Genomic DNA, 26,012 nt, shown 5'->3' with positions numbered 1-26,012 from the left:
GCCCGGAGAGCTCCTTAAGTTCAAGGACATCCGGGCCTTCTTGCATTTTTAAAGATTATAAAATTTTCTGCGGGCTTCACCATTCTGTAATCGCAAGAAAAATTACCGCTAAAGGCGGCCTGTCTTCTTGGAAAATACGTCGATAGCGTTTTTCCTATCGCTTCAAGAGGACTTCAACAGCTTCTTGATCTTGGCCTCCAGATCCTTCGGCGGCAGAATGCCCACAATCAAATCCTGGATTACACCATTCTTGTCGATCAACACATTCGTTGGAAAAGCCATGCCGTTGAACAGCTTGTAGGCTTCCTCCTTCTTATCAAGCAGCACCGGGAATTCGATCCCGTATTCCTTCACAAACGCCTCAGCCTTTTCCACCGTATCATATGCCGTGACATTGACACCGTATATATCCAGCTGATCTCCGTATTTCTCATGGAACCTGACAAGGTCAGGCGCTTCCGCCTTGCAGGGATCGCACCAGGAGGCCCAGAAGTTAACCAGTACAGGCTTGTCCCGCTCTCCCCCTACGTGATAAGTGGTTCCATCGAATCCCTCCAGAGCGAAGGATGGTGACATAGAGCCCGGCTTCGGTGCTCCTTCAGCGATCGCAGTCCCTAAGGTTTTTGCTCCTTTAGGCTGCGAAGCCTCGTTGCCGCCCGAAAGAAACGAGAACAGACCCGTTCCGTAATTTTGGTATAACGCAATCCCAAGCAGGATAAGCAGGAGCGCGAGTATCGATACATTTTTTTTCATGTTTTTTCTTCCTTTGCTCGATGTGGTCGTTATCTGGCCTAAAGCAAGAAATAATATATGTTATTGTACCCTTTTTTCGTATTTTGTACCAAACCGATTGAATGAGGTGAACCTTCTTAAATGAACGATTACGATCATAAGCTTTTTCCAACTTCCAATTGGGTTATCCTGCCCTCCGTCTATTTGCAGCTTGAAAAAGATAGCCTTACCCGTTATCCACAAGAGGCCTGCGGCATTCTGCTTGGCGAGGCTACAGCCGCTTCAGCCGTTATTGACGATTATGTACCGCTTAACAATACATCCTCGCAGCCAGAGCAGCATTTTTCGCTGGAGCCGCGGGAATGGGTCAAGTACTGCTATCATCCGAGGCTGCTGGGACTATTTCATAGCCATCCTACAGCTCCTCCGTATCCATCGCAAACCGATCTCCTGCAGCTGCCCTTGTTTGCCGACCTCCTGAAACTGTATGTCATTGGCTCTTGTGAGGGTAAAAGACCGGGGGCGAATGCACGGCCTGATTTTACGATGCAAGGGTATTACATCATCCGTGATCAGCGGGGATTATTCGCTTTAAGCAAAGCTGAACTCGTTCAAGTATAGCGCAAAATAGTAACAAGCGAAAGTAACTTGCGATTAGAAAGCATGACGTTTGACTGTATAGTTGCGTTTCAGGTATCATTATTTCTAGAAACAAATATATACTAATATCCTTAGGATAGAGGTGGGCCTATGGGGATGATGAAACTATACAGAATTGGCGAATTAGCCAAAGCCGCCAGCGTAAGTGAGAGAACGATTGATTATTACACCAAGCTCAAGCTCATTACACCGGAGACGCGAACACAGAAAAATTATCGCCTGTACAGTCCTGAAACTTTAAATCGATTGAAACGTATTAATGAATTAAAACAAGAGAAGTATACATTAGGAGAAATTCGCTCGATGCTGGAATTGTGGAATAAAGTGAGCCACGAGGAACAGGTTACCGAGAAATTGACCTCCCTTGAAATCCATATGCAAAGATTGGAACGGGAAGTCAAAGAGCTGGAACCGCTCATTTCCAATTTGAAGCCAGGTCAGGCCAAAAAGATGTTCTCTAGTTTAATGCCAAAGAGTCTTGCCTGCATCGATGCACTATATCTTCTGATTAATCAAGGGCCTTTTACCTAAACCACGAGTCGACGCAATGACTGAGATTCATCATATCCAACAACGATACTACATTTCATAGGGGGAATATTTTTCGATGAATTCTAATACGATTTTTTTGCTGCTTCTCCTAGCGATTGGCCTTTCATTCTGGGCACAATTCAAAGTGAAGGGAACGTTTAAGCGCTATTCCAAAGTTCCCAGCACGTACGGCCTCACCGGACATGATGCCGCCCGACGCATGCTGGATGCCAATGGACTGTACGATGTCCCAATTGAACCCGTACGCGGAAGCCTGACAGACCACTATGATCCAACCAAGCGCGTTGTCCGACTGTCGGAGCCTGTCTATTTTGAAAACTCTATTTCTGCTGTTGCCGTAGCTTGTCACGAGGTAGGTCATGCGATTCAGCACAAGGAATCTTATTCCATGCTCGTGCTGCGTCACAAAATGTTTCCCATCGTCAATCTGACTTCGCGGATTTCTCCCTTCCTCATTCTTGCCGGCTTCTTATTCGGCTTATTCAATCTGGCCGGAATTGGCGTTGCTTTCTTCTCCCTGGCTGTGCTGTTTCAACTGGTTACTTTGCCTGTCGAATTCGATGCGACCAACCGGGCTCGCCGAGGCATGCTCAGCATGGGTCTAGTTTCGCAGAATGAAGAACAGCAGGTGGGCAAGGTTCTTAATGCAGCCGCATTAACCTATGTGGCCGCAGCGTTGATTTCCCTGCTTGAACTGTTCAGATTCGTTCTAATTTTGCTGGAGAGCCGCAATCAGAATTAATTGCATAGCTTTTAACAAGCGCATTCGCTACGGAGAATAATCGTATGAGACGATGATTCTCCGTTTTTTTGTATGTATGCCTGTCTCTTCTCCGTCTCCACATGAGTTAATTTGTCTAAATCATTATAAAGCCATAAAAAAACACCGCCAGTATTAATTTGGCGGTGTGTCGGGCTGCAGCCCAAAATATTCTAGCAGAAATATGCGGAATGATTGCGCGACCAGCGGCAGCTTATCATCGGTTCGGTGAATAAGTCCAATCGTTCTCGTTATTTTGGGCGTTGAAATGCGAACCCTGGCAGGCTGCAGAGAGAAGCTCTGAAATAGCGCTACCTCCGGAAGCAGGCTTACGCCCATTCCGGCAGCGACAAGACCGCGAATCGTGTCCGTCTCCTCCCCTTCAAAAGCGACTTTCGGGGTAAATCCAGCTTCTAGACAAGCATGCCACACAATGGGTCTTAATGAATAGCCTTTGCTGAATAGTATAAATTTATCATCCTTCAATTGATTGAGTTTAATGCTCTGCTCGTTAGCGAGCGGATGTCCTGGCGGTAATACAGCTACCAAATCTTCCGTCAAAACGACATTGCCAGCAACCTGATTATGATTCTCCGGGAAAGGAGATATAAAGGCCAGATCCACTTCGGCCGATACAACATCGCGAATGAGTGTCGGGTACATCCCTTGCTTAAACCGGAATTTTACATTGGGATATAGCTTACGGAATTCGGCAACTACACTCGGAATAACATGAACACCCAGGCTATGTGGAAAACCGAGACGAATTTCGCCTTGCTCCGGGTCAATAAACTCGTGAACTTCATTTACGGCGCGATCCAAATCCTTGAGGATCGTCTCCACCCGGCTGCAGAACAGCTGTCCTACCGCTGTCAGATGCAGATTCCTGCCCTTTTGCATGAATAAGTCGACGCCAAGCTCCTGCTCCAATTGGTGAATTTGCCTGCTTACAGCGGATTGGGCCACATGAAGCTCTTCAGCCGCCTGGGTAACATGCTCCTTTTTCGCCACCTTCACAAAGTATTGCAGTTGTCTTAATTCCACGAATCTGATCGCTCCATTTCGATTCCTGTCATACCCATATGGGTGACTTGCCATCATATTTGATCTAACATAACTTTACCATTTACTCTCAAGCGGTTCAACGTCGTTTTAATAGCCGAATAATTAATCCGTAGATGAAGAAGCCGCCGATGAGGCCGCCAAGATGGGCAACCCAATTGATCTGGGGAACGAGGAACGAGAAGACAATCCCGATCATGAGCAGACTGTACAGCGTCTTGCGCGAAGCTTCATCCATCAACTGCCGCTGAAGCAGCGCCACATAGAGGAAGGCTCCATAGATACCGTAAATGGCTCCCGAAGCTCCCACAGAAACGTGCAGCTCAGTGGAATGCTGATAGACCCCCATCGTTAACAGATTGCCGACAATTCCGCTCCCTATATAAAGCAGGACATATCGCCATGAGCCAAGCAGCCGCTCCATCGGCGGCGTAAAGATGAGAATCCCGAAGCTGTTAGAGAACAAATGACCGAAATCACCGTGCAAGAATATCGAAGCAATATAGCGCCACCATTGGCTGGCGTAAGGCTGAGCGTTAGTCATCGCCCCGTAATCGAGGATAGCGCCGACGGTTCTTCCTTTTAAGGCAAATAAAATAAACATCACAATATTAGCGGCGAGAATAAGGCAGGTAACCGGGTACGATTTCAAGTAGGTTCTCCAATTCTCGTAACGAATAAATATCATACGATCCAAACCTTTCTTCCTAATGTTGGACAATCTCTTTCTAAAAAGATTATAATTAAAATTAGGTCTATTCACAAAATTGTTTAGGAGGAGATACATTTGGCACAAGAACGTACAAGTGCAGCAACATTTAAAGGCAATCCAATTACTCTGGTAGGTCCTGAGCTGAAGGTTGGCGACACAGCTCCCGACTTCCGGTTAAGCAAAAATTTGCTCGAAGAAGCAACCCTTCAGGACTTCGCAGGCAAAATCAAGCTGATCAGTGTCGTCCCCTCCTTGGACACAGGCGTATGCGACGCACAGACTCGCCGCTTCAACGAAGAAGCAGCCAGCCTTGGCGACGACGTCGTAATCCTGACGGTAAGCGCGGATCTTCCATTCGCTCAAGCTCGCTGGTGCGGTGCTGCTGGCGTAGACCGCGTAGTTACGTTGTCGGATTACAAGGACAATTCCTTCGGGCAAGCCTACGGCGTGCTGATTAAGGAATTCAAATTGGATCAACGCTCCGTTTTCGTCATCGACAAAGATAACAAAATCACTTATGTTGAATACTTAAACGAAATGACCGAGCATCCGAACTACGACAATGCAGTAGCTGCGGTTAAAGCACTTTTGTCCTAAGCCCTTAGAATATGCTGAATAACAAAAGCGAGTAGGAGGCCATGCCTCCCTGCTCGCTTTTGTCTTCTTATGAACTTACTTTATAAGCCCCCAGCTTCTTATCCAGCGCGGCAAAGAGATTAAGGATGTTGCGGTAATTGCTGCCCAAATCACCCATTGAACCGCGGGTCGCCGAGTAAATATCCACGGCACTGCGAAGCGGCCCTGTAGACACGATCGATACGGTGATATCCATCGTGCGTCCCAAAGCGGTTTTTTTCTCCAGTGTAATTTCACCGACGGACTGAACCTCGTGAAGCACTTTATAGCCTGGAATTTTCTTTAACGTGGAGGAGACTTCCTCCCAAATTTTATCCTTGGACAATTGATAATACCTTGTTTTCATTTCCGGCATTTTCGCGCGGTCACTTGTACCTTCCTGGCTGCGGAATATGCCGATGAGCGTTCTTTTAATTGACACTCTACTTCCTCCTTCGCTACTCGTCACGAGACATCAGGTGTATGTACTACATTAGTATCTAGTTTAACATTGTTACGTAACAAACAAAAGCAAAGTCATCATACAACTGGTAAAAAACAACGACAAAAAAGCACCCTGCCCCTTTAGTCAATAAAGGGCACAAGGTGCTGTCCAGCTTGAATTATGTAGACCCGCCTATGCCGTCCGGTTACACTGCCTCGAACCTGCATTAGCAGGTGGGTGACCGCAGCAGCGCCTTTGAAGTCCCCTTATCATAGGTGATAGGGCCTTTCAGCAGCGTTACAATGTAAGTCTCCCTGGACATTGTCATTGGTTCAAAACAACATGGAACCGAAACGCACATCGCAGGACGTAAACCTATTATAGTCCTTCTAGTTCTAAATGTAAACCTAATATAATGCGATCATAAAAATTGTATAATCTTAATATCACTGGCTAGGATTTGTTATTCTCCTTGTCCTTGCCGGCTTCTTCCTCATGCACGGCGCGCTCATTGCTGTCGTTGCCGTCCGGGAGCCCAAACAGGCTATCCTCACGGCTATCCAGCTTCTCTTCGGCTCCATCTTCGCCGTCGGAATCCTCTTGACCGTCTTCCTTACCCGCTTCTTTCTGACGCATCTTCTCTACCTTCTCCTGGAGCTTATTGTAGCTCACATTGAAATTGTAGAAGGCGACAAACGCTGTAAGCGTTCCGAAGCCGAACAGGATCAGCCAGGTAAAGCGCATCGTAATGAAACCAAGCGCGATGACGCAAAGCACCGTCGATAATACGCGGAACGGCCGAAGAATCGTCAGCAGAATCGCATTTTTAATCAAAAGCGTAGTTTTCAAATGATAATGAGAAACCAGCGAAAAGAAATTAAACAAGGAAACCGAAAGCAAAATCAAGAAAATCAGCATAATGATGCCGATGATTTGCATGTTAGCGAATTGCTTCATGTATACGTTATAGTCGACAATCATGACGATAATCAATAACGTATAGAAGATCCCGCCGATCATGCTCTGCTTGTAGTTCTCTTTGTATCCTTTAAAGTACACCTTAATGACGCTTACATCCGTGTCGCCCATCACCCATTTGCGTGTCACAGAGAACAAGGCCGCCGTCGCCGGGAACAGTGTAAACGGTGCCAATATGGCTAAAATCCAGGCGATTTGAATCCACATCTCGATGTCCGGACTTAACAATCCCGTAAGCACGAAAAACAGAAAAGGCGACGAACAGAGCAGCCAGAGCAAATTACTGCCCGATATTCTCATGATCCACTCGGTTATTTTGTAGAAACCGCTCATTAGTCCTTTGTATTCCAAAAAAAAATCTCCCTCCAGTAAGGTTTATGTCTATAAATAATACTATACATGATTAAATGAGCTCTATCCAGCGCCTATTTTGACATGTTCTAGGTAAGCGTCTAATCTCGTTAAGCAATTACACCATAGTATATACCGTAACTTCAAAAACAACACTTTAAGGAGGTTATCTCATGTCCAATGTAGGCCCAGGATATGGCGGTTTCTGGACTTCCACAGGTACAATTTTGGTATTGTTCATTCTGCTCGTTATTGTGAGCCGTTCCATTCTGTACTAGTCCCAAATATAAGAAGACGGAGCGCTCAGGGGCGCTTCGTCTTCTTAGTCATGCAATCTATGCAATTAATTGTCAAACGAAGGGTTGTCGTTGCGTCTAGGCGGTCTGCGATCTCCACCGCTGCTCGCTGGACGCGGCTTGCGATCCGAGGAAGAACGGTAGGAATCCCGTCCGCCGTCTCTATTGTAGCCGCCCTTGCTGCCATAGCCTCCACGGCCTCCGCCCTCGCGGTTGTCCCTGCGGTAACCGCCGCCACCGCTGCGATTGCCGTAGCCATACGGCTTGCGTCCGCTGGAGCGAATGTCCGGATTGCGGCGTTTTACGCGGATCGGTTCTTCCGGAGTCAATTCGATATTCGCTTTATCTGCCTTGTCCCCTGTAATGAGCTTAAACGCGGCTGCAAGCAAATTGACTGAATCGTATTGCTCCAGGAGCTGAATGGCAATTCCTTTATATTCGTTCAGCTCGCCTGCTTCAACAAGCTCAAGCAGACGCTCTGCCGTGATGCGTTGTTTCCCTTCAATCGCTTCCGCAATGGACGGCAATGGTTTGCGGGCGATCTTCTGGCGGGTAATCCGCTCGATGAAGTGAAGATGATCGATTTCCCGCGGCGTAACGAACGACCAGGCTACGCCTTCCTTGCCCGCACGCCCCGTACGGCCGATACGGTGTACATAGCTTTCCGGATCCTGAGGCAGATCGAAATTGACGACGTGAGTTACGCCCGATACGTCGAGTCCACGCGCTGCTACGTCCGTAGCGACAAGAACATCGATGCTGCCGTCCCGGAACTTGCGCATCACGTTGTCCCGCTGATTCTGGGACAGATCGCCATGGAGGCCATCGGCGGAATATCCGCGTTTTTGCAGTGCCTCTGCCAGCTCGTCAACACGGCGTTTTGTCCGCCCAAATACGATGGCAAGCTCTGGAGACTCCATATCCAACAAACGGGTAAGCGCGTCAAATTTCTGGCGTTCATGCACTTCGATATAAGCCTGGTCAATCAGCGGTGCGCTAACTTGCTTTGGAATGACAGAGACATGCTCCGGATTTTTAAGAAATTGCTGGGCAAGCTTCTGGATATTTGCTGGCATTGTAGCGGAAAATAGCATTGTTTGGCGCTCTTCGGGGACAAGCTTCAGAATCGACTGAATATCCTCCATGAAGCCCATATCCAACATTTCATCGGCTTCATCCAGTACAACAGTCTGTACATCGTCAAGCTTAATCGTCTTACGATTAATGTGGTCTAGCAAGCGGCCAGGGGTACCGATAATGATTTGAGGTCTCTTCTTCAATGCGCGAATTTGCCTTACAATGTCTTGCCCTCCGTAGATCGGCAAGGAGCGGATTCCTTTAAAGCGGGATAGCTTTCCGATTTCTTCAGCTACCTGAATAGCGAGTTCCCGGGTCGGGGTCATGATGAGCGCAACGATGCGATCCTCATTGGCTGGAATTTTGTTGATCAGCGGGAGACCGAACGCTGCCGTCTTCCCTGTTCCTGTCTGCGCTTGTCCGATCAGATCGCGACCTTCCATCGCATAAGGAATTGATTTGGTTTGAATCGGTGTTGCTTCTTCAAATCCGAGTTCTGTTATTGCTTGTAGAACTTTAGGCTCTAGGCCGAAATCTGCAAATGTGTTCAAAATATTCATACTCCTTCTATATAGTGGACATCCCACCATCTTGACTGTATTCTTAAGTAGCATTGGAACGTTTATAGGCTGTCCCATCAACCCATAAATTTTACATAGCGTACGGATTTTTAGACAAATTGCACGGATCGCTAATACATTCTTAACCATTTTCCATGGAAAAGGATACCTACTCAAGAATATCTCAAACATTATAGCACAAAACATGAAAAGAACACCAGCAAGCTGTTTGGCATATTTCTACATCCTCAAGAGGTGATTTTACGATGCTCAAAACAATCTGGAACAGCCTGGTTATCGTCTTCGGGGCGGCACTGATCGCGTCCGGCTTCAATCTGTTCCTCGTTCCTCATCACCTGCTTAGCGGCGGGGTTTCCGGTTTGTCCATGCTGACCGGTTACTTTACGCCCTTAAGTATCAGCGTCATGTATCTCGTGTACAACATACCTATTCTGATAGCCGGCCTGTTTTTGCTGGGACGGCGCTTCATCCTGCTCAGCATTCTTTCCGTCGGCGCGGTGACGTGGTTCATCGCCCTCATCCCCGTACGCAACATTCCGATTGCAGCGGATACTTTTCTATCCGCAGTCGTCGGAGGGGTGCTGGTCGGCATCGGCAGCGGAATATCGTTTCGCGCTGGCGGCTCCTCCGGCGGCTTTGATATCGTCGGCTCGATCATCACGAGATACCGCGATTTCCCAGTGGGAAGCGTCCTTGTGTCCATGAACGCCATCGTCATCCTGGCTATGGGGTATATCGAAGGCGACTGGAATCTGGCCTTGGCATCCATGGTATCTATTTATCTCAGCGGCAAGGTGGTCGATCTCCTACATGTCAGCCATATGAAAGTCACTTTGTTCATTATCACGGACAAGACCGAAGAATTGCTAAGCAAGCTTTTGAAGCTGCCCCGCGGTGTAACTCTTATTAAAACGCAAGGGGCTTTCTCTCACAAGGAGAAGGATATGCTGATGACTGTGACGACCCGCTATGAGCTGACAGAGCTCAGAAACATTATAAAAAAGACTGATCCGACAGCCTTTGTCAACATCGTGGAAACCGTAGGCGTCATGGGCTCGTTTCGCAAAAAGTAATTTTTCCCAGCCGCCTGTCCGCCGTGCCAAATTATATCGCGTTATGTTATAATGAATTATGCGCGGTTCCTTCGTCAATTTCATAGGATTTCAGCTTTACCCGATTTCACAGGCTTTGTGCTTTTCCGTTTAAGAATGATTCCTATATGAATGATTCTAGGAGGAAAGGGTGATTGATGTGGAAATGGAAACGGTAAAACTGGCACAAATCGTCATGAAGTGGTTCCCCGATATGCTGCCCTTCTTTAATGAGAAGGAGCTTGACTCCATGATCATCCTCCGGGACGGTATGAGCTTCTTGGAACCGAATGATGCAATGGAGATTATTCAATTTAGTATTTGTGAGCTTCAAGATACTAATTTGCTTCATTAATATGAGCTCCTGCGAGCTTCAGCTGCATAGCAATACCCAGGCCGCTTTCTTTTGTCTTGGCAGAAGAAGCGGCCTTTTTTCGGCGCTTTTCAATGATTCGGGTTTCAACAAGGGAAACTTGTGTTAAAAGAGTAAGGCCGCGGTTCGAATTTTCGCAAACAATAACAAATCTGTTTATTATGAACAGCAAACATCCTATATAATCATCTTAGAACGTGTATCTTATGGGGAGAGAATACGATGAACATCATTTGGACTATTTTACTGCTAGCTTTGAGTACAGGTAGCGGCGGGGAAAATACCCCGGCTCACACGGAAGCTTCATACGGCAAGATGCCCAGCATTCTGCAATCATCCTATCATACCTTTATGGCCAATGCCGCTGAGGGACGGCTCAACGATCCGCTCCCGCCTTCAATGCTCGCGGTGAATCCTCAAGTGGAAGCTCCTATTGTAAAAGGAATTTACGTTACGGCATATAGCGCAGGCGGTGCCCGCATGGAGCAGCTTATTGATTTGTTAGACAGCACCGAATTAAATTCCATGGTCATTGACCTGAAGGATGATACGGGCTACATAACTTATAAGACGGATAACCCGAAGCTTCAGGAGCTAGGCAAGCCACAGCCATTCATTCGCGATATCGATGCGTTGATGGCCCGGTTGGATAAGCATGAGATTTACCCTATTGCTCGCGTTGTCGTTTTTAAGGATAGCATTCTTGCAAAGAAGCATCCGGAATATTCATTCGTACATAGCGATGGCTCCGTCTGGAGTAATGGCAAAGGAGAGGCCTTCGTCAATCCGTACAGCAAGGAAGTATGGGATTATAACCTTGAAATAGCCAAAGAAGCTGCCAAGCTCGGATTTAAAGAAATCCAGTTTGATTATGTTCGTTTTCCGGAAGGGTTTGAGAAACGAGCAGATGCTTTAAAATATCACAAGGATGAACGAAGCCGCGTAGATGCCGTAACCTCCTTCGTCAAATATGCCAAAGAGGAGCTGGAGCCGCTTGGCGTCAAGGTATCTGTCGACATCTTCGGTTATGCTGCTTCTGTCCCTGCCGCCGAGGGGATCGGCCAGGATTTTGTAAAGATCTCGGAAAATGTAGACATTATCTGTCCGATGATCTACCCGAGCCATTATACAACCGGGTGGTTCAATGCCAAGGATCCGGATAAAGCTCCCTACCAAACCATTAAAGGAGCAACGATCGATACGAAGAAAAAACTTGAGCCGTTGGGAGAGAATCAACCTTTGATCCGGCCATGGATTCAGGATTTTACAGCAAGCTGGCTCGGCAAAGGCCACTATACCAAATATGGCAAGCATGAGATCGAGGAGCAAATTCGCGCGCTCAAGGAATTGAATGTCGATGAATATCTGCTCTGGAACGCATCCAATAGATATACATCTGGTGTAACATACAAATAAATGCCATCCGACGTGGCCCGGGCGATTGCCCGGGTTTTGGTTTGGTCGTGATAAGGAATGCATTAGGTCAGACTAAAATATCCATGATCATCACGCTGATCTCTCTTCCGCTCAATGTCGGAGCCGGATATGTGCTTATTTTCGGCAAGCTCGGCTTCCCTAGACTAGGAGGCATCGGCTCCGGGATTGCCACAGCTTTTGCTTACTGGTGCATTTTTCTGATCTCCGTGTTCATTGCTCATAAGGTCGAACCGTTTGCCTCATTCGGCGTGTTCCGCAAATGGTACGGAGTATCGCTGGCAAAATGGAAGGAGTCAATGAAGCTTGGCGTACCCATCGGATTCGCAATTTTTTTCGAAACCGCAGTGTTTGCCGCCGTTACGCTGCTGATGAGCCGCTTCGATACGCTGACGATCGCCGCGCACCAGGCAGCGCTGAACTTTTCCAGTACTTTGTACATGATTCCGCTCAGTATTTGCATGGCATTGACAATTCTGGTCGGCTATGAAACCGGAGCTTCGCGACTAAAGGATGCCAAGCAATATTCCTTCATCGGGATTGGAACCGCCGCGGCTCTATCCATTGCCACCGCATTGATCATTATGCTCTTCCGCCAAAATGTGGCGCAAATCTACTCCGGCGAACAAGAAGTCGTGCAATTAATTATGCATTTCTTGATTTTCGCAATTTTCTTCCAGTTATCCGATGCCATTGCTACACCGATTCAAGGTGCACTGCGCGGTTATAAGGACGTCAATCCTGCATTCTGGATTACCTTGCTGGCCTTCTGGGTCATCGGCTTGCCGCTGGGACACGTGTTGGCAAATTACACCCAACAAGGCGCCTACGGATATTGGGTCGGCCTGATTTCGGGACTTGCAGTCGCTGCTGTGCTGCTTGCCTGGCGTTTACTCGCCGTCCAGCGACAATTTGCCAAGCAGGCGCTTCAGCCCAAATCCAACTAAATACCGGGAAAAAGCAATAGAAATCTTAACAAAAAGGGAAATCCATTAGATGATTGCCATCTGGATTTCCCTTTTGCATTCCTATTTAGTATTCGGTATATCGTTTATTGACAACCCTACGCCAGCAGCTATTACTGGGAAAGACGGGAAGCGAGCTCATACAAGCTCATATCGAATGTTTTCTTCGTCGAGACGACCTTCTCAATATCGGTCAGAATCATTTCTCCGCCAATCATGCCGCAGGCTTTATTCGATTCGCCTTCGATCAGCTTGCGCACCGCAAAATCCCCTAGGCGGCTCGCAAGGTTGCGGTCGAACGGAGTAGGCGAACCCCCGCGTTGAATGTGGCCAAGAACCGTTGCACGCGGCTCAAGAGATGGTTGACGCTCTTTAATCGCTTTAACGACTTCTTCTCCCGAACCTACGCCCTCTGCTACGATAACGATGCTATGTCTCTTGCCGTTATCAAAATTCGTTCTCATCCGGTCGGCAACCTCATTCAAATCAAAAGGTACTTCCGGCACAAGAATCGTCTCTGCCCCGGCAGCCAATCCCGCATGCAGAGCAATATCCCCGGAATGGCGTCCCATGACTTCTACGACAGACGCTCGCTCATGGGATGACATCGTATCCCGCAATTTATTAACTGCGTCAACAACAATGCCTACCGCTGTATCAAAACCGATCGTATAGTCGGTAAAAGAAACGTCATTATCAATGGTTCCCGGAAGACCCATCGTTTTGATTCCTAACTTGCTAAGCTTCTCCGCTCCTTGATAAGAGCCGTCGCCGCCAATGACGACCAGACCGTCGATGCCGCGATCACGTAAAATTTGAGCACCTTTTTGCTGGCCCTCCGACGTCTTGAACTCCGCACAACGAGCCGATTGAAGAATCGTTCCCCCGCGCTGGATAATATCGCCTACGCTTCTAAGATCCATGGAGAAGATGTCATTATTGAGCAGTCCCTGATACCCCCGTTGAATCCCAAATACTTCGAGACCGTAGTACAATCCACTGCGCACAACTGCGCGTACGGCTGCGTTCATCCCTTGGGAGTCTCCACCACTGGTGAGAACTGCGATTTTTTTAACTGCTGACATAATGATTCCTCCTAAAAGTTTTGTGAAGCAAAACTTACTTCGTTAGCATACGCTTGTTTTGTGAAGCAAAACTTGCCCCGTAAGCATTCGCTCTTGTTTTGTGAAGCAAAATTTGCTCCGTAATCACTAACTACATTTTTGCAAATAACTTGCTATTTCAAACGTTTGCGGATCCAGCGGCTGTTTACAAAGAAGAATAACCGCATAAGCGAGCTTCTTCTCATTAATTGCTTGGAAACCCCTCGAATCTCCTGCTGCTCACTGACTTTGGGGTCGGACAGATACAAAGCCAGCAGCCCTTCGATAATCATCACATGAAATGACGAAGCCGGCAGAACGGCAACATCCCTGCGAGCCTCGTCCACCATAAATACGATCCGTTGAAGCATGGTCTCTTTATTATCGTAATAGCTGCAGAAATTCAAATCTCCGCCAATTTCATCTTCTGCCTGATCAATCAAATAGTCAAGCATAATATGTAGTCCGCACACATAGGGAAAATAAGCATCCTGGATCACCCGAGCGCTTGTCTCATTCAGATGCTCATCGCTCGCCGACAGAAACAGCATAAATACACCGAGGGTCGAGCCCGTTGCCGCCGCAAACTCGTTCCATTTCAATTGCGGCGTTCGTGACTGATGAAGCTCCCACCATTCCAGGAGAGCAGCTTCGCGCAGACTGGGGTGGATATGCTTGTACACCTGCAAATCCGTATACAGCTGCACCAGCTCGGTAATAAACGGCTGAGCGGCGGAATATCCGGGCAGCTTGCGAATTTGGTCATGACAAGTCAATACGAGGCGGTGCAAATAGCCCCCATCCTCGCGTTCCTCCCGAAGTGCATAATAATCAGCCAATTCGGCCTGCGGATCAATAGCGTCCAGCATGCTTTGATGGAGCAGGCGGAAATCGCCCTCATCCATCGATGTACTGCGGTCACAAAGATTATCCAAATAATCACTGATCGTTTGAAATGCTACGATTAAAGGGATCAGAATATGACGCTTCGGCAAATTAGCGGCCGCATAAACAGCGCCCCCTTGACAGTGGAACTCCTTCGTCTCGATACTGGCAAGCGCTTGTCTTCTTAGCTCAGGGTCGGGGATTAATCCCGCTTCCCTCTTCCAGCCGTTAAGCTCCTTGCGCACATCGGGCAAAATGAACTTGTACACTCGGCTCATCAACCTGATCGGCTCTCGGGGAAACTGATTTCGGCTTTGCTTAAGTTCAATCAATGGCCTGCCTCCACTAGGTAGTTGGTTGTTTAAACAGCGAGATTTAAAACCAGTCTATATTATAATATGATCCCTCTCTTTGCACAAATTAACTAAATCACAGGTGACTTTTTGCCGTAGGCTCATCCTGCGAGATACGGTACCAAATTTGAAGGTCATGGATTTGACTCGCTAATTCGGCGATTTCACCGTTGATTTGACAGCTTTTCTCAAAATCATTCTCATTCCCCATCTCCGACAGTTTCCGCTCGATTAAACGTTCTAACACCATGACCTTTGTTGGTATCCGCCCTCGAATACTCTCCCAACTCTCGATCATCGCCAATCTTTCTTCGATATGGTAGGCTTCAAATGGTCGATCCAGAGACGGCACATGGATATCCAATCTTTCATCATATACAAAACAGGAATGATACATGCTGATCCCCCAATCGACAGTATATTGTTACGCTATATTATAACTAATTTAATATGCTAAAAAAACTTATTTTAGATACGGTTATGATATACTATCCATGTTGTATGTCAACAAAGAAGCTTGTACCTAATAATATATCTTGAACGGAGTCTAGATCGACAATGAAATCACAAAACTTGGCTCGCTCCGAAGTATCCTGGCTTAGGGCTCTTATTTTTACCATTTACGGAACGAGTGCGCTGGTTGCCTCTTACTTCCCTCTCTTCTATGCAGATCTCGGATTTTCCAGGACGCAAATCGGCTATATTTACGCGGTCGGACCGATGATCTCATTAATATCCAATCTACTGTGGAGCTATGCCAGCGACCGGTACCGCACCATAAAAAAAATATTATTTATCCTGCTTGCAGGACAAATTTTGATGTCATTCTTCCTTTCGATGTCCACCCAATTTTCGGTTATCATGCTTATCATTACGCTGTATTATTCTTTTTTCTATCCCGTGCTTCCGTTGACCGATTCGATCGCAATCTCGACGGCAAATCGCCATAACAAGAACTTTCTTTCAATCCGTATCTTCGGTTCGATCGGGTTTGCTATTTTTGCCCTGCTGATCGGTTATGTGCTCTCTGCGATACCTTCTATCTCGACGATGGGCGTATCGATGATCATAGCGGGTACGGCGCTGTTCTTTACATTATTCATTAAAGACCAAGCGACCAGCGTGGCGAAAGTTAGTTTTTCCGGTATTTTGTCGATTCTTAAGCAAAAAGAGCTGCTATGGTTTTTGGGCTGCGTGTTTTGCCTGGCCATAGGCATGAGGATGAACGATGCTTTTCTGTCCATTACTTTACATGATCTTGGAGCCGGCGAGGATTTAATCGGCTGGGCCATGCTCCTGTCGGCCTTCTCGGAAATACCGATCTTCCTGCTTCTGACCAGGTACGGCGGAAACTTCAAGGAGCTGCCGCTGCTCCTGTTCGCAAGCCTCATGTTTGCCTTAAGATTCATGCTGGTAGGATTATCGGATTCGGCAACCGGGGTTTTGCTTATCCAAATGATGCATGGCATCTCCTTCGGTATATTCTATGTTACCGCCATACGTATGCTCTCTCGCCTCATCCCCGTCCAATTCCAGGCAACTGGGCTGGCCCTGTTCACGGTCATGTGGTCCAGCTTGTCGGGCCTGTTCAGCGGAGCCGTTGGAGGTATGGTGTTCGAGCATTTCGGCAGGGAAAATTTCTATTTTGTAGCGATGGGCACGTCTTTACTTGCCTTCATCGGCTTTGCAAGCCGCTATTTATACAGAGCCAAGCCGCAGCCGCAAAGTAATGAGTCCGCGTCCAAATATGAATAAAGCGAATTCTGTTCAAAGGCTATAAGATACGATATAATTAAGAGCAGATTATAGTACCTAGTATTAATAGAGATGAAGGTGGGATATTATGGATTTTAATCAATTCCGGGACATCGTTATTACCCGCCGAAGCATACGGGACTTTACGGAAGAGCCTGTTGCGGTATCGGATATCGAAGAAATTATCGATTGCGCCCGTTATGCACCTAGCGATACGAACTCACAAACCTGGGAATTCATTGCGGTTGTCAATAAAGAGAAGATCAAGCATATTGAGGATTTTACCTGGGAGAAGCTGCGTGAAATTGCTGAGCGTGCCGAAGGGGAGGGTCTGGCCAGAGAAGCCAAGCTGCTCGTCAAATCCTTTGGGCCCTATGCTACTGCATTCTCAGGAGCGCCAGTACTGATCGTCTGTCTCGCTACGCCGTACACCTCAAAATTCAGGGAGCGGATCTTCGACCCGATTTCCTTTGTAGCGCCTGAAGTATGGACGGAGGAAGGCTTGAAGAGCAGTTGTCTCGCCACGCAAAACTTAATGCTCGCTGCCCACGCGAAAGGACTTGCGACTTGTCCCATGACAGGCCCTGTACTACTGGCGGAGGACAAGCTTCGCGAATATCTTGATATCCCGGACGACCGGGTAGTGAACATGGTCATTGCGCTGGGTCACCCTGCAATATCACCTAAGGCGACTCCGCGTAAGGAAGTCGCGGATATACTTAAAATCGTAGGATAAGAATACGTCTATCAAATCTTCAGCATAGTTGTAAGCTTATAGATTCCGTAATTGGTAACGGACTGAACAGGGGGCGACATCCTGTTCAGTCCGTTATTTTAGTCCAGCTATTTACACTTCTTATAATCGTCCATAGGCACGGAGCGTCAAAAGACGGTTTACCGTCAAGTATCCCCGCCACTCCTGCTCTGAGGCTGTACTGACAGCCGGCCATGAAATCGGCCACCCGCCGTCAGGCTGCTGCTGCAGCTGAAGCTCGTCCAGATGCAGCTCTACTTCGTCCTTCGTAACAAAGCGATGTGCATAGCTTGCTGGAGTAGGGGCGTAATCGAGCACCTTCTGTACATACCCATCGGCATGCGGATTTCGCTCAATAACCCCCGGAGAGGTAAGCCATTCATCAAGCACAGCATAGAGCTTGGCTGCTCTCGCAGAGTCCGGTGCATGGGCTAAAAAAACATCCCACTGCTCTCCATCGTGAAAATCGCCAGGACGGCTATTCTCTAAAGTCTGCCACAAAAAATCCAGATGAGCTTGGAACCAATCCAGATCCCATAATCGCTCGCGCAGCGGACTGCCTAACAGCATGCCCACGATCTTTCCGGTCGGATTCAAGGCAGGAATTCCGTCTGCTTCCGTTGCCCACCAGGGAGCATGCGCATAACGGTTGACGGCGGTCGTTGCCCGCGGCAGACCTCCGCCGGGAAGTGTCAGCTTTTTCAAATAGGCTAGAAGCGCCGGAACCAGCTCCGAACCCCATCCGTCGACCTCCTGCAGCAGCGAGATCGCCATTTCCGTTGTCACCGGCTGGCTATCCGGACAGCGCATATCCGGCTCAAGAGCTTGGCCAAACCCACCGTCCTCATTTTGATACGGCCTGAGGCCGCGAATTACATCCTGTCTGGAACCATTTTCAAAGTGGTAAGCAAAGCGCATTCGATCCAGCAGGCGGGCACTGTTATAAATAAAGCTTCTTGCCCGGTCTAACGTTTCTTGGCCTTTCAGAAGATCACTCATGTCCCTTCTCCTCCCTATCGCTTTGATTCGAAATAGGCAATGGCTGCCCATTGTAACGCAAGATAGCGTGCCGATCTGGACTGTAAATCCGCTTTACGGCCTCGATAATTTCGTCTGGCGGGACTTCGCCTCGGCCGGCTCCAGATCAAGGAGGACATCCTCCACATTATACGGGCCTATCCGCCAGTGCCCGGTCACTACGCCTTGAAAGTCGCCGTCGATGAGTAAATACTGCAGCACTTCCAGACCTTTATATTTGATCTGTAGCTCATCAAGGTATGCCCTGACGAGGTAATCCGATCTATCCATCATATACACTCCTTGAGGGAGAGCCTCGCTAGAGCCGCCACTTCTTTTTATATGACCGCTAGAATCCTCATCGAGATCCTGCACAAGCATCCATCCCTTGCCAGCCCCTGGCAACTCGATGCACGCAAGAAGCTCACTAGACGTTAGACGGCTTAGCGCAGACTTGATCGCTTTTCCCGTTAACCCGCTCCAGCTTTTAATCTGCACCTCCGTAGCGAACACCATTGACTGGATGAAACGAACGATCACCTGATCGATCGCTTCCTGGCGGTTGTCCTCGCCAGCGGGCAGCGGGAACCATTCATTGGCAAACTCCAGCCACCCCGTATCCCAATCCCCGTCTGTCTGTTGTTCATAAAGTAAAAAAGCCGTGTGCAGCTCCTGTAGCGCCTTGCCGATTTCCTTCGCCGGGTATCCCAGTTCCTCTTTTAACTGCTCCTTGGACAGTCCTCCCGACTGCCGGATCGCATACATGATATCCTCATGAATCTGTTTATACACGGCAGGCTCTTTGCGAAAAGCCGTGGCGTACAGCTTCAGCTCCTCCTCCAGCACGTAAGCGATGCGTCCGCCCTGGAACCTGCCCTTCACGAGCCGGTGCCGCTCCCTTAGCCGGGATGCCATCTCCATGTCGTCATATTTCGTTCGATGTACCAGCCTCGGAGGATCGCCCGGCCGCGTAAAGTGCACGGGAGAGACAGGCTGCAATTGTTTGAACAAGGCGATATAAGCAGCTTCATCTTCTTCATGCTCTAACGGCTGCATCAGCCCTTGACGAAGCATTCTTTCCCTTATCATTTTTTCTCGCGACCATTTCATTGTAGCTGCCTCCATCCTTCTACCAGTTATGTATGATAGCGCTCCACCACTTGGCGGGCCCGCTCCAGAATATCCGCTCTCAAATGCTGGGGCTCCAGCACCTCTGCATCCATTCCAAGGCTGTAGAACAAGGAGACGGCCCAGTTCCACTCTGTTCTAGGGCAGTCGAAATCCACCTCCCAGGTCTCGTCTCCGATCTGCTTCACATGATGGCCCATATGAAAATCCTGCTCGACCAGGAGCGCCGCTTTATAGGTCAGCTTAACCCGGACACGAATCACTTCAGGCAGATCGTCGGTATCTGCTTTCTCTGCGGAATCCGCGGAATCCGCAGCTTCCGTAGCTTCTGCCGGCTCACAGATCCGTTGAACCTCATCCATCCGGTCAATCCGAAAGGTCCGCTTCTCGCGATGCTGCACCGAGTAGGCCTCACAGTACCAAAAGCCATGGGCGGCATAAATGCGAATCGGCTTTACTTCAAGATATCGGGAGCGATTTTGGGATCGATAATAAATCCGCAGCCACTCTTCCTGTGCAGCAGAATGCATCACCGCTGCTAAAAAAGGCGTCTTGTAGCGTCTGTCCGGCACCTCCAGCTCAACATAGCTCAGCAGCGGGCTTACTTCGGACAGCGTTCCCTCCGGGAGAACGGATCTGATTTTGTCCGTCACCGTCCATCTTGCCCGCTGGAATGGCCCATCCGCATACTTGGCCATCCCTTCGAGCGCCAGCAGCACGGTCATCGCTTCCTCCGCATCCAATTGAAGCGGCGGCACGGTGTACCCGTCCATCAAACGGTAACCGCCGCCGTGCCCGCTCTCTGCATAGAGGGGAACCCCCATTTCGGAAAGCGCCTGCATATCTCTCAGCACCGTTCGCCGAGATACCTCGAGCTTATCGGCCAAAGACTGTGCCGTCTCCGGCCGCTGCTGCAGCGCAAGGATAATCGCCAGCATTCGATCTATCTTTTTCATAGCGATATCGCCCCGATTCATTAACATCATAACAGGAGATCAGTGACAACTGCATGTCACCGAAGAAGATATACCAGCTACCACGCGAGCTGTTCTGCTACTCAGTACTACCTTCAGGCGGCCCCGCCGTTACGGGCTGGAACCAGCTGCAGCTGGTTAGTTTCAGCCAACCCCGCATGTTTATTCGACGGCTACGTATGGAAATTTCACGTAGAGGTTGCTGCCGTAGCCGGCTAGTCGACTCGAGTCAAATTCTGCCGGAACGCGGAACACTTCGCTTACGTCGGGCGCTGAGAACATTAAACACAAATGCGGCCCCTAAATGGGCCGCATTTCACGGCATTCCGAATGCAACATTTAAAAGATCGGAAGCGTTTAATTATAAAAATGTGCTCAATTAGGAGGACTTTGGATGAAAAAAGCGTTAGTATTAATACTTGCTATGCCACTTTTTCTTGTGGCCTGTTTAAGCTCAAACCAACACAATTTACAAAGTTGGGCATTTGATGTTGTGACATGGAACCATGAAGTATATAAAATTACAAATGAAGCCGTTACTGAAATTGATGGTGAAATTGGTACAATAAAAAAACATTCTACAAATGAATCCAGTGATCTACCGAATCTGTTTTCTAATAAGTACAAAAAAGGAACAAAATTGTTTAAAATTAAAAATGTCGAAACGAATAATTATATTGCAGTTCAAGATGATAGTATATACTATAAAGCAGAGAAAATGGAAGGGATGAAAACAGCAGCCGATTAAGGCTGCTGTTTTCATCCTGCTTAAAATGCCGAAAGCTCTACTATTTGCGGTTTTGAAAGAGGATGTTGACTTTGTAAATTTACAAATCCCTGATCAGAATCCCATCAACAAAAAAACACAGCCCATTAGAGAGCTGTGTCTTTCATATTTAAGCCTTCTTGAAACCAAACTTTATAAGTGATCCGTTAATACGGAAGGGTTCTTATAATTTGATTACGTTAGCGGCTTGAGGACCACGGTTACCGTCGGTGATTTCGAACTCAACGGCTTGGCCTTCTTCTAATGTTTTGAATCCGTCGCCTTGAATCGCGGAGAAATGCACGAATACGTCTTCGCCGCCTTCAACTTGAATGAAGCCATAGCCTTTTTCTGCGTTAAACCATTTAACTGTACCTTTCAAATGAACAACCTCCTAAAAATAATCGCCATCATTGACGAATATCCATATTATACTCCATGGTTTGAGACATTGCAACGTATCATTTGCCCAAGAGCGCAAGCATTTTTCGCGAAAGGCGCTCCCTGTGTTTTTATTTGCTTTCGGGCGAGGCGTGAGTTATCATTTTACATAAAAAATACAACTACTAATAAGCATGATCGGAGAACGACAAAGATGATCAAAAAACACGAAATATACAAAAGAGACAAATGGAATATGATGACTGTAGAGGTTCAAGGCAAGTATATCGTCCTTCGGGAAATTTCCGATCAATGGGGCGAGGAATCCCATACGTTTCTTAGCCGGCCTGCCCTCATGAACTGGGCTCAGAGCCGGTTCCCTAAAGAGGAGTTCGTCGGCAGGGAAGAAGAGTGGAACGACATCATGAATGCGTTTAAGCAAGTTTAGTACGCTTTATTACCTTTAAAAAGGAGACCCTACCAAACCCATGGACAGTTCAAACTACCTGATCTTTATCATTTCCGCATTCGCTCTCGGTATCGTGCTGATCCTGAGCAAGAATCAAGTACAGCCCAGAATCAGGCGCTGGCTCGCTATCTTCGCCAGTGTGATGATTGCCTTTGCGTTCGGTCTTATCATTTACAGTTTCCTGGCATAGTCAGCCTTGCATTCAGTGGGGCAGCAGAAAGCGGGATAGAGCAAACCATTTTCAAAGTCTGGAGCAGCTTCCGAGTACATTTCGGAGGTAATGGGGCATACTAGGACAATCTCTACAAGCAATCAGAGGGAGGTTCCTAGAATATGAAAAGCATTCCCCTGCTCCCCCTACTGCTGTCCTCCTCTATTCTAATGGCGGCTATACCCGGCGACATGGCCGGAACGGACACCCGGCCGGCGGCTTATCCAATTCAAAGGAGGATACCCATGACTACATTACCTAAACGTTCCGAAGTGCAGCCAGAGAACAGCTGGCAATTAGAAGACTTGTTCCCGAGCCAGAAAGATTGGGACACGGCTTATGAAGAGCTGAAGAAGCTGAAGAATAAAGCAGCAGATTACGAAGGCAAACTGAACACGCCCGCTAATGTCAAGGCGGTTTTCGCTCTGGAAGATGACCTTTCCTTGCAAATTGAGCGCTTATACGTGTATGCCCATCTGAATCACGATCAGGACACAACCAACCCTACATACCAGGCACTCGTCCAGAAGGCGAAGAAGCTTAGCGTCGAGGTGAGCGAAGCGCTGTCGTTCATCACTCCTGAAATTCTGGCTCTGCCCGAGCAGGAGCTGGATAACTACATTAACGATCCGCAGCTTGCCGATTATAAATTCACTTTGCAGGAAATCAAGCGCGAGAAAGCGCATGTGCTCAGCAAGACCGAAGAAGCCCTGCTCGCCCAGGTCGGCAATTTATCGCAGGCGCCGCAGCACATTTTCGGAATGATCAACAATGCCGATATGAAATTTCCTAAAATTAAAGACGAGCACGGCAAAGAGGTTGAATTAACCCATGGCAGCTATATCCAATTTCTCGAGAATCCGAATCGGGAAGTTCGCCAGCGGGCTTTTAAAGCCATTTACGAAACCTACGGCAAGCAAAAAAATACGATCGCCGCAACGCTTAGCGCCAATATTAACAAGAACATGTTCTACTCCCGGGTTCGCAAGTATCCTTCCGTGCTGGAAATGTCCCTGTACGGCGATAACATTCCGAAAGAAGTCTATACGAACCTGATTGATACGATTCACGAGAGTCTCCCGCTGCTCCAGCGCTATTTGAAGCTGCGGAAGAAGCTGCTCGGCGTTGATGAGCTGCATATGTACGACCTGTTTGCGCCGCTTGTCGAAGAATACAAATGGGACATTACTTATGACGAAGCAAAGGCCATGCTGCTAGAGGGGCTCAAGCCGCTCGGCGAGAACTATCTCCACGTGCTGCGTGAAGGCCTGAACAATCGCTGGATCGACGTATATGAGAATGAAGGAAAACGCACGGGAGCATACAGCTGGGGGGCTTACGGCACGCATCCATACGTGCTGCTGAACCACAAAAATAACCTGAACAGCATGTTCACGCTGGCGCATGAAATGGGTCACGCCCTGCATTCCTATTTCTCCGACGAGAACCTGAAATACCGGGACGCCCAATATACGATCTTCCTGGCTGAAGTAGCTTCGACGACGAATGAAGCGCTGCTCATGGATTATTTATTGAAAAAATCGACCGATCCAAAGCAGAAGCTCTACCTGCTCACCTACTATGCCGATCAATTCCGGACGACGGTATTCCGTCAAACGATGTTTGCCGAATTTGAGAAGCTGATTCACGAACGGGCAGAAGCCGGCGAATCTTTGACGCCGCAGGAGCTGTCCAAAATATACTACGATCTCAACGTGAAATATCACGGCCAAGAAATGACCGTCGATCAGGACATCGAAATGGAATGGGCACGGATTCCGCATTTCTACACCAGCTTCTACGTGTATAAATACGCTACCGGCTTTTCGGCAGCAACGAGCTTCTCCAAACAAATTCTCGAGGAAGGCCAGCCTGCCGTTGATCGCTATCTCGGCTTCCTGCAAAGCGGAGGCAGCGATTATTCCATCAATATCCTAAAGAAGGCTGGCGTCGACATGTCTTCGCCGGAGCCGATTCGCGAGGCGATGAGCGTATTCGAGCAATTAGTCGAGCAAATGGAGAATTTGACAAAATAAACACTCAACTAGAGTTAATAAATCCCTTGCCCTTTTGGGGTAAGGGATTTTACACTGTAATCAAGGAAGGTAGGTGCATGGTTCTATGAAAATTCAATGGTCTCTCATTCTTGCTCTCGTCTTCGCACTCATTACAGCGGTGTTCGCCGTGATCAACGTGGAGTCGGTTCAAGTGAACCTGCTATTTAATTCAGTACATATCCCGCTTATTCTGTTAATTCTGGGCTCAACCCTGCTCGGCGGCATCATCGTAGGCTCCTTCGGGATTTACCGCGGATACCGGCTGCAGAAGGAAGTCAAAATCCTGAACGCCAAGCTCGTGCAAATTCAAGATGCTACAGGATACGAATTCCCAGAGAACGGAAAATCAGATGCGGAGCAGCAGCCTGTCGAGGAAGAAGCCTCAAGCCCGAATGCATAAAACTTATTTAGGAGGCATGTATGAACATTCAACCAAACGAAGCCTATATGCTGGATTTTTTGACTAAGCTTCTAAAGACGCCAAGCCCTAGCGGATATACCCATCGGATCATGAAGCTGGTTGAAGCCGAAGCCAAAGCACTGGGCCTTCCCTTTGCGCAAAACGAAAAGGGGGGAGCGATCATTACCCTGAAAGGCAAGGATTCCTCACGGCGCATCGCTCTCAGCGCGCATGTCGACACCCTTGGAGCAATGGTTCGCTCGGTTACCTCAAAGGGTACGCTGGCCATCACCTCTGTTGGCGGATTTATGATGCATAGCATCGAGAACGAATATTGCACGATCCACACCCGGAGCGGCAAGACTTACACCGGAACGATATTAACGACCCGCCCGTCCGTGCACGTCTATAGCGATGCCCGGGATTTCAAGCGGGAAGAGAAGCATATGGAAATCCGCATCGACGAGCTGGTGGAGAATAAGGAAGACGTCGCGAAGCTGGGCATTATGGCCGGTGATTTCATATCCTTCGATGCCCGTCCGGTCATTACCCCAAACGGTTACGTCAAGTCTCGCCATCTTGATGATAAGGCAAGTGTTGCCGCCCTGTTTGGATTGCTGGAATCGAGCCGGCGCGAAGGATGGCAGCCGAAGCATGACCTGGTGCTGCTTATCTCCAACTATGAAGAGGTCGGCCATGGCGCTTCCTGGATTCCAGGCGGCGTCCAGGAAATGATCGCCGTAGACATGGGAGCGATGGGCGACGACCTTAACTGCAAGGAAACCGACGTGTCGATTTGCGCCAAGGATTCGACCGGCCCATATGACTACGAAATGACAGGCAAGCTGATTCAGCTCGCCGAGGAACTGAATATACCTTATGCGGTGGACATCTATCCACACTATGGCTCCGATGCATCTGCCGCATTAAGCGGCGGCAACAATATTCGCGCCGCCTTGCTCGGCCCCGGTGTGCACGCCTCCCATGCCATGGAGCGGACGCACAAACAAGCGATATTGAACACAACCAGGCTGCTGGCCGCTTATGTTACAGCCTAATTTTTCTTAGCATTTCA

Annotated in this window: 29 protein-coding genes, 1 other RNA gene and 1 pseudogene; 17 read left to right on the top strand and 14 right to left on the bottom strand. The window is 48.3% G+C overall.

The window, feature by feature from the left end:
* Window positions 1-162: 162 nt before the first annotated feature.
* A complete protein-coding gene (locus ACE3MQ_RS05425) occupies window positions 163-753 on the bottom strand; it encodes a TlpA family protein disulfide reductase (RefSeq protein ID WP_379391400.1) in 591 nt (196 codons plus the stop codon).
* Between the two features lie 120 nt (window positions 754-873).
* Here ACE3MQ_RS05425 and ACE3MQ_RS05420 point away from each other — a divergent pair, with 120 nt between their 5' ends.
* From ACE3MQ_RS05420 to ACE3MQ_RS05410, 3 genes are all read left to right on the top strand, one after another.
* Entirely contained in the window at window positions 874-1,353 is a 480-nt protein-coding gene (locus tag ACE3MQ_RS05420; protein WP_379391398.1) for a M67 family metallopeptidase, read from the top strand.
* A gap of 138 nt (window positions 1,354-1,491) precedes the next feature.
* Entirely contained in the window at window positions 1,492-1,923 is a 432-nt protein-coding gene (locus ACE3MQ_RS05415) for a MerR family transcriptional regulator (protein ID WP_379391866.1), read from the top strand.
* Between the two features lie 76 nt (window positions 1,924-1,999).
* A complete protein-coding gene (locus ACE3MQ_RS05410; RefSeq protein WP_379391396.1) occupies window positions 2,000-2,686 on the top strand; it encodes a zinc metallopeptidase in 687 nt (228 codons plus the stop codon).
* A 153-nt stretch (window positions 2,687-2,839) separates the two neighbouring features.
* Here the strand turns inward: ACE3MQ_RS05410 and ACE3MQ_RS05405 are convergent, their stop codons facing one another.
* Entirely contained in the window at window positions 2,840-3,748 is a 909-nt protein-coding gene (locus ACE3MQ_RS05405; RefSeq protein ID WP_379391394.1) for a LysR family transcriptional regulator, read from the bottom strand.
* A 97-nt stretch (window positions 3,749-3,845) separates the two neighbouring features.
* Window positions 3,846-4,454, bottom strand: coding sequence for a rhomboid family intramembrane serine protease (locus tag ACE3MQ_RS05400; protein WP_379391865.1), 609 nt, complete (start codon window positions 4,452-4,454; stop codon window positions 3,846-3,848).
* Window positions 4,455-4,553: 99 nt separating this feature from the next.
* Between ACE3MQ_RS05400 and tpx the strand changes: the two genes are divergently transcribed.
* Window positions 4,554-5,075, top strand: coding sequence for a thiol peroxidase (gene tpx, locus ACE3MQ_RS05395; protein WP_379391392.1), 522 nt, complete (start codon window positions 4,554-4,556; stop codon window positions 5,073-5,075).
* A 67-nt stretch (window positions 5,076-5,142) separates the two neighbouring features.
* Here tpx and ACE3MQ_RS05390 read toward each other — a convergent pair whose 3' ends face one another.
* The 3 genes from ACE3MQ_RS05390 to ACE3MQ_RS05380 all read right to left on the bottom strand — a co-directional run bounded on the left by ACE3MQ_RS05390 (window position 5,143) and on the right by ACE3MQ_RS05380 (window position 6,867).
* A complete protein-coding gene (locus ACE3MQ_RS05390; protein WP_379391390.1) occupies window positions 5,143-5,535 on the bottom strand; it encodes a DUF1499 domain-containing protein in 393 nt (130 codons plus the stop codon).
* 184 nt (window positions 5,536-5,719) lie between these two features.
* Window positions 5,720-5,910: non-coding RNA, 6S RNA (gene ssrS, locus ACE3MQ_RS05385), on the bottom strand.
* An 81-nt stretch (window positions 5,911-5,991) separates the two neighbouring features.
* Window positions 5,992-6,867 (bottom strand): YesL family protein, encoded by an 876-nt coding sequence (locus tag ACE3MQ_RS05380; protein ID WP_379391388.1) that lies wholly within the window; start codon window positions 6,865-6,867, stop codon window positions 5,992-5,994.
* Between the two features lie 173 nt (window positions 6,868-7,040).
* Here ACE3MQ_RS05380 and ACE3MQ_RS05375 point away from each other — a divergent pair, with 173 nt between their 5' ends.
* Window positions 7,041-7,145: a sporulation protein YjcZ gene (locus tag ACE3MQ_RS05375; RefSeq protein WP_110933370.1), complete on the top strand. Its 105-nt coding sequence runs from the start codon at window positions 7,041-7,043 to the stop codon at window positions 7,143-7,145.
* A gap of 65 nt (window positions 7,146-7,210) precedes the next feature.
* On the opposite strand, the gene ACE3MQ_RS05370 is transcribed toward ACE3MQ_RS05375, so the two are convergent.
* Entirely contained in the window at window positions 7,211-8,791 is a 1,581-nt protein-coding gene (locus tag ACE3MQ_RS05370) for a DEAD/DEAH box helicase (RefSeq protein WP_379391385.1), read from the bottom strand.
* 275 nt (window positions 8,792-9,066) lie between these two features.
* Here ACE3MQ_RS05370 and ACE3MQ_RS05365 point away from each other — a divergent pair, with 275 nt between their 5' ends.
* The 4 genes and pseudogenes from ACE3MQ_RS05365 to ACE3MQ_RS05350 all read left to right on the top strand — a co-directional run.
* Window positions 9,067-9,894: a YitT family protein gene (locus ACE3MQ_RS05365; protein ID WP_379391383.1), complete on the top strand. Its 828-nt coding sequence runs from the start codon at window positions 9,067-9,069 to the stop codon at window positions 9,892-9,894.
* A gap of 169 nt (window positions 9,895-10,063) precedes the next feature.
* Window positions 10,064-10,267 carry a hypothetical protein gene (locus tag ACE3MQ_RS05360; protein WP_187386563.1) on the top strand — a complete coding sequence of 68 codons (204 nt, stop codon included), beginning with the start codon at window positions 10,064-10,066 and terminating at the stop codon, window positions 10,265-10,267.
* Window positions 10,268-10,507: 240 nt separating this feature from the next.
* Entirely contained in the window at window positions 10,508-11,701 is a 1,194-nt protein-coding gene (locus ACE3MQ_RS05355) for a putative glycoside hydrolase (RefSeq protein WP_379391381.1), read from the top strand.
* A 20-nt stretch (window positions 11,702-11,721) separates the two neighbouring features.
* Window positions 11,722-12,666, top strand: a pseudogene (locus ACE3MQ_RS05350) (MATE family efflux transporter); the annotation flags it as partial.
* Window positions 12,667-12,797: 131 nt separating this feature from the next.
* Here ACE3MQ_RS05350 and pfkA read toward each other — a convergent pair.
* The 3 genes from pfkA to ACE3MQ_RS05335 all read right to left on the bottom strand — a co-directional run bounded on the left by pfkA (window position 12,798) and on the right by ACE3MQ_RS05335 (window position 15,422).
* Window positions 12,798-13,769, bottom strand: a complete 972-nt coding sequence (pfkA, locus tag ACE3MQ_RS05345; RefSeq protein WP_379391379.1) for a 6-phosphofructokinase — start codon at window positions 13,767-13,769, stop codon at window positions 12,798-12,800.
* Between the two features lie 152 nt (window positions 13,770-13,921).
* The gene (locus ACE3MQ_RS05340; RefSeq protein WP_379391377.1) at window positions 13,922-15,004 is read right to left on the bottom strand and encodes a tetraprenyl-beta-curcumene synthase family protein; all 1,083 of its coding nucleotides are present in this window, start codon (window positions 15,002-15,004) and stop codon (window positions 13,922-13,924) included.
* 97 nt (window positions 15,005-15,101) lie between these two features.
* Entirely contained in the window at window positions 15,102-15,422 is a 321-nt protein-coding gene (locus tag ACE3MQ_RS05335; protein ID WP_379391375.1) for a hypothetical protein, read from the bottom strand.
* 161 nt (window positions 15,423-15,583) lie between these two features.
* Here ACE3MQ_RS05335 and ACE3MQ_RS05330 point away from each other — a divergent pair, with 161 nt between their 5' ends.
* Window positions 15,584-16,780, top strand: a complete 1,197-nt coding sequence (locus ACE3MQ_RS05330; protein ID WP_379391373.1) for an MFS transporter — start codon at window positions 15,584-15,586, stop codon at window positions 16,778-16,780.
* 88 nt (window positions 16,781-16,868) lie between these two features.
* Window positions 16,869-17,516, top strand: a complete 648-nt coding sequence (locus ACE3MQ_RS05325; protein ID WP_379391371.1) for a nitroreductase family protein — start codon at window positions 16,869-16,871, stop codon at window positions 17,514-17,516.
* A 120-nt stretch (window positions 17,517-17,636) separates the two neighbouring features.
* Here the strand turns inward: ACE3MQ_RS05325 and ACE3MQ_RS05320 are convergent, their stop codons facing one another.
* From ACE3MQ_RS05320 to ACE3MQ_RS05310, 3 genes are all read right to left on the bottom strand, one after another.
* Window positions 17,637-18,533 carry a hypothetical protein gene (locus ACE3MQ_RS05320; protein ID WP_379391369.1) on the bottom strand — a complete coding sequence of 299 codons (897 nt, stop codon included), beginning with the start codon at window positions 18,531-18,533 and terminating at the stop codon, window positions 17,637-17,639.
* Between the two features lie 93 nt (window positions 18,534-18,626).
* Window positions 18,627-19,661, bottom strand: a complete 1,035-nt coding sequence (locus ACE3MQ_RS05315) for a DNA glycosylase AlkZ-like family protein (RefSeq protein ID WP_379391367.1) — start codon at window positions 19,659-19,661, stop codon at window positions 18,627-18,629.
* A 26-nt stretch (window positions 19,662-19,687) separates the two neighbouring features.
* Window positions 19,688-20,635 carry a helix-turn-helix transcriptional regulator gene (locus ACE3MQ_RS05310; protein ID WP_379391365.1) on the bottom strand — a complete coding sequence of 316 codons (948 nt, stop codon included), beginning with the start codon at window positions 20,633-20,635 and terminating at the stop codon, window positions 19,688-19,690.
* Window positions 20,636-21,047: 412 nt separating this feature from the next.
* Here ACE3MQ_RS05310 and ACE3MQ_RS05305 point away from each other — a divergent pair, with 412 nt between their 5' ends.
* The gene (locus ACE3MQ_RS05305) at window positions 21,048-21,401 is read left to right on the top strand and encodes a hypothetical protein (protein ID WP_379391363.1); all 354 of its coding nucleotides are present in this window, start codon (window positions 21,048-21,050) and stop codon (window positions 21,399-21,401) included.
* A 202-nt stretch (window positions 21,402-21,603) separates the two neighbouring features.
* Here the strand turns inward: ACE3MQ_RS05305 and ACE3MQ_RS05300 are convergent, their stop codons facing one another.
* Window positions 21,604-21,801, bottom strand: a complete 198-nt coding sequence (locus ACE3MQ_RS05300; protein WP_018750471.1) for a cold shock domain-containing protein — start codon at window positions 21,799-21,801, stop codon at window positions 21,604-21,606.
* A 213-nt stretch (window positions 21,802-22,014) separates the two neighbouring features.
* Between ACE3MQ_RS05300 and ACE3MQ_RS05295 the strand changes: the two genes are divergently transcribed.
* The 5 genes from ACE3MQ_RS05295 (at window position 22,015) to ACE3MQ_RS05275 (ending at window position 25,995) form a co-directional block, all read left to right on the top strand.
* The gene (locus ACE3MQ_RS05295; protein ID WP_379391361.1) at window positions 22,015-22,248 is read left to right on the top strand and encodes a hypothetical protein; all 234 of its coding nucleotides are present in this window, start codon (window positions 22,015-22,017) and stop codon (window positions 22,246-22,248) included.
* Window positions 22,249-22,288: 40 nt separating this feature from the next.
* Complete coding sequence (locus tag ACE3MQ_RS05290) at window positions 22,289-22,459, top strand: hypothetical protein (protein ID WP_379391359.1); 171 nt, start codon at window positions 22,289-22,291, stop codon at window positions 22,457-22,459.
* A gap of 266 nt (window positions 22,460-22,725) precedes the next feature.
* The gene (gene pepF, locus ACE3MQ_RS05285) at window positions 22,726-24,516 is read left to right on the top strand and encodes an oligoendopeptidase F (protein ID WP_379391864.1); all 1,791 of its coding nucleotides are present in this window, start codon (window positions 22,726-22,728) and stop codon (window positions 24,514-24,516) included.
* An 85-nt stretch (window positions 24,517-24,601) separates the two neighbouring features.
* Window positions 24,602-24,937: a LapA family protein gene (locus ACE3MQ_RS05280; protein WP_379391357.1), complete on the top strand. Its 336-nt coding sequence runs from the start codon at window positions 24,602-24,604 to the stop codon at window positions 24,935-24,937.
* Between the two features lie 20 nt (window positions 24,938-24,957).
* Entirely contained in the window at window positions 24,958-25,995 is a 1,038-nt protein-coding gene (locus ACE3MQ_RS05275; RefSeq protein ID WP_379391355.1) for a M42 family metallopeptidase, read from the top strand.
* Window positions 25,996-26,012: the final 17 nt, after the last annotated feature.

The sequence above is a fragment of the Paenibacillus lentus genome (genome assembly GCF_042714055.1).
In the GTDB taxonomy this organism is placed as follows: Bacteria; Bacillota; Bacilli; order Paenibacillales; family Paenibacillaceae; genus Fontibacillus; species Fontibacillus lentus_A.
This window is presented reverse-complemented; position numbering and strand designations above follow the sequence as displayed.

Excerpts from the sequence above, each read along its gene's own strand:
- pfkA (WP_379391379.1), bottom strand. The coding sequence starts at position 13,769 with ATGTCAGCAGTTAAAAAAATCGCAGTTCTCACCAGTGGTGGAGACTCC.
- ACE3MQ_RS05315 (WP_379391367.1), bottom strand. The coding sequence starts at position 19,661 with ATGAAATGGTCGCGAGAAAAAATGATAAGGGAAAGAATGCTTCGTCAA.
- ACE3MQ_RS05335 (WP_379391375.1), bottom strand. The coding sequence starts at position 15,422 with ATGTATCATTCCTGTTTTGTATATGATGAAAGATTGGATATCCATGTG.
- ACE3MQ_RS05330 (WP_379391373.1), top strand. The coding sequence starts at position 15,584 with ATGAAATCACAAAACTTGGCTCGCTCCGAAGTATCCTGGCTTAGGGCT.
- ACE3MQ_RS05415 (WP_379391866.1), top strand. The coding sequence starts at position 1,492 with ATGAAACTATACAGAATTGGCGAATTAGCCAAAGCCGCCAGCGTAAGT.
- ACE3MQ_RS05325 (WP_379391371.1), top strand. The coding sequence starts at position 16,869 with ATGGATTTTAATCAATTCCGGGACATCGTTATTACCCGCCGAAGCATA.
- ACE3MQ_RS05275 (WP_379391355.1), top strand. The coding sequence starts at position 24,958 with ATGAACATTCAACCAAACGAAGCCTATATGCTGGATTTTTTGACTAAG.
- ACE3MQ_RS05425 (WP_379391400.1), bottom strand. The coding sequence starts at position 753 with ATGAAAAAAAATGTATCGATACTCGCGCTCCTGCTTATCCTGCTTGGG.
- ACE3MQ_RS05420 (WP_379391398.1), top strand. The coding sequence starts at position 874 with ATGAACGATTACGATCATAAGCTTTTTCCAACTTCCAATTGGGTTATC.
- ACE3MQ_RS05320 (WP_379391369.1), bottom strand. The coding sequence starts at position 18,533 with ATGAGTGATCTTCTGAAAGGCCAAGAAACGTTAGACCGGGCAAGAAGC.
- ACE3MQ_RS05355 (WP_379391381.1), top strand. The coding sequence starts at position 10,508 with ATGAACATCATTTGGACTATTTTACTGCTAGCTTTGAGTACAGGTAGC.
- ACE3MQ_RS05310 (WP_379391365.1), bottom strand. The coding sequence starts at position 20,635 with ATGAAAAAGATAGATCGAATGCTGGCGATTATCCTTGCGCTGCAGCAG.
- pepF (WP_379391864.1), top strand. The coding sequence starts at position 22,726 with ATGACTACATTACCTAAACGTTCCGAAGTGCAGCCAGAGAACAGCTGG.
- ACE3MQ_RS05410 (WP_379391396.1), top strand. The coding sequence starts at position 2,000 with ATGAATTCTAATACGATTTTTTTGCTGCTTCTCCTAGCGATTGGCCTT.
- ACE3MQ_RS05280 (WP_379391357.1), top strand. The coding sequence starts at position 24,602 with ATGAAAATTCAATGGTCTCTCATTCTTGCTCTCGTCTTCGCACTCATT.
- ACE3MQ_RS05290 (WP_379391359.1), top strand. The coding sequence starts at position 22,289 with ATGGACAGTTCAAACTACCTGATCTTTATCATTTCCGCATTCGCTCTC.
- ACE3MQ_RS05400 (WP_379391865.1), bottom strand. The coding sequence starts at position 4,454 with ATGATATTTATTCGTTACGAGAATTGGAGAACCTACTTGAAATCGTAC.
- ACE3MQ_RS05375 (WP_110933370.1), top strand. The coding sequence starts at position 7,041 with ATGTCCAATGTAGGCCCAGGATATGGCGGTTTCTGGACTTCCACAGGT.
- ACE3MQ_RS05295 (WP_379391361.1), top strand. The coding sequence starts at position 22,015 with ATGATCAAAAAACACGAAATATACAAAAGAGACAAATGGAATATGATG.
- ACE3MQ_RS05305 (WP_379391363.1), top strand. The coding sequence starts at position 21,048 with ATGAAAAAAGCGTTAGTATTAATACTTGCTATGCCACTTTTTCTTGTG.
- ACE3MQ_RS05365 (WP_379391383.1), top strand. The coding sequence starts at position 9,067 with ATGCTCAAAACAATCTGGAACAGCCTGGTTATCGTCTTCGGGGCGGCA.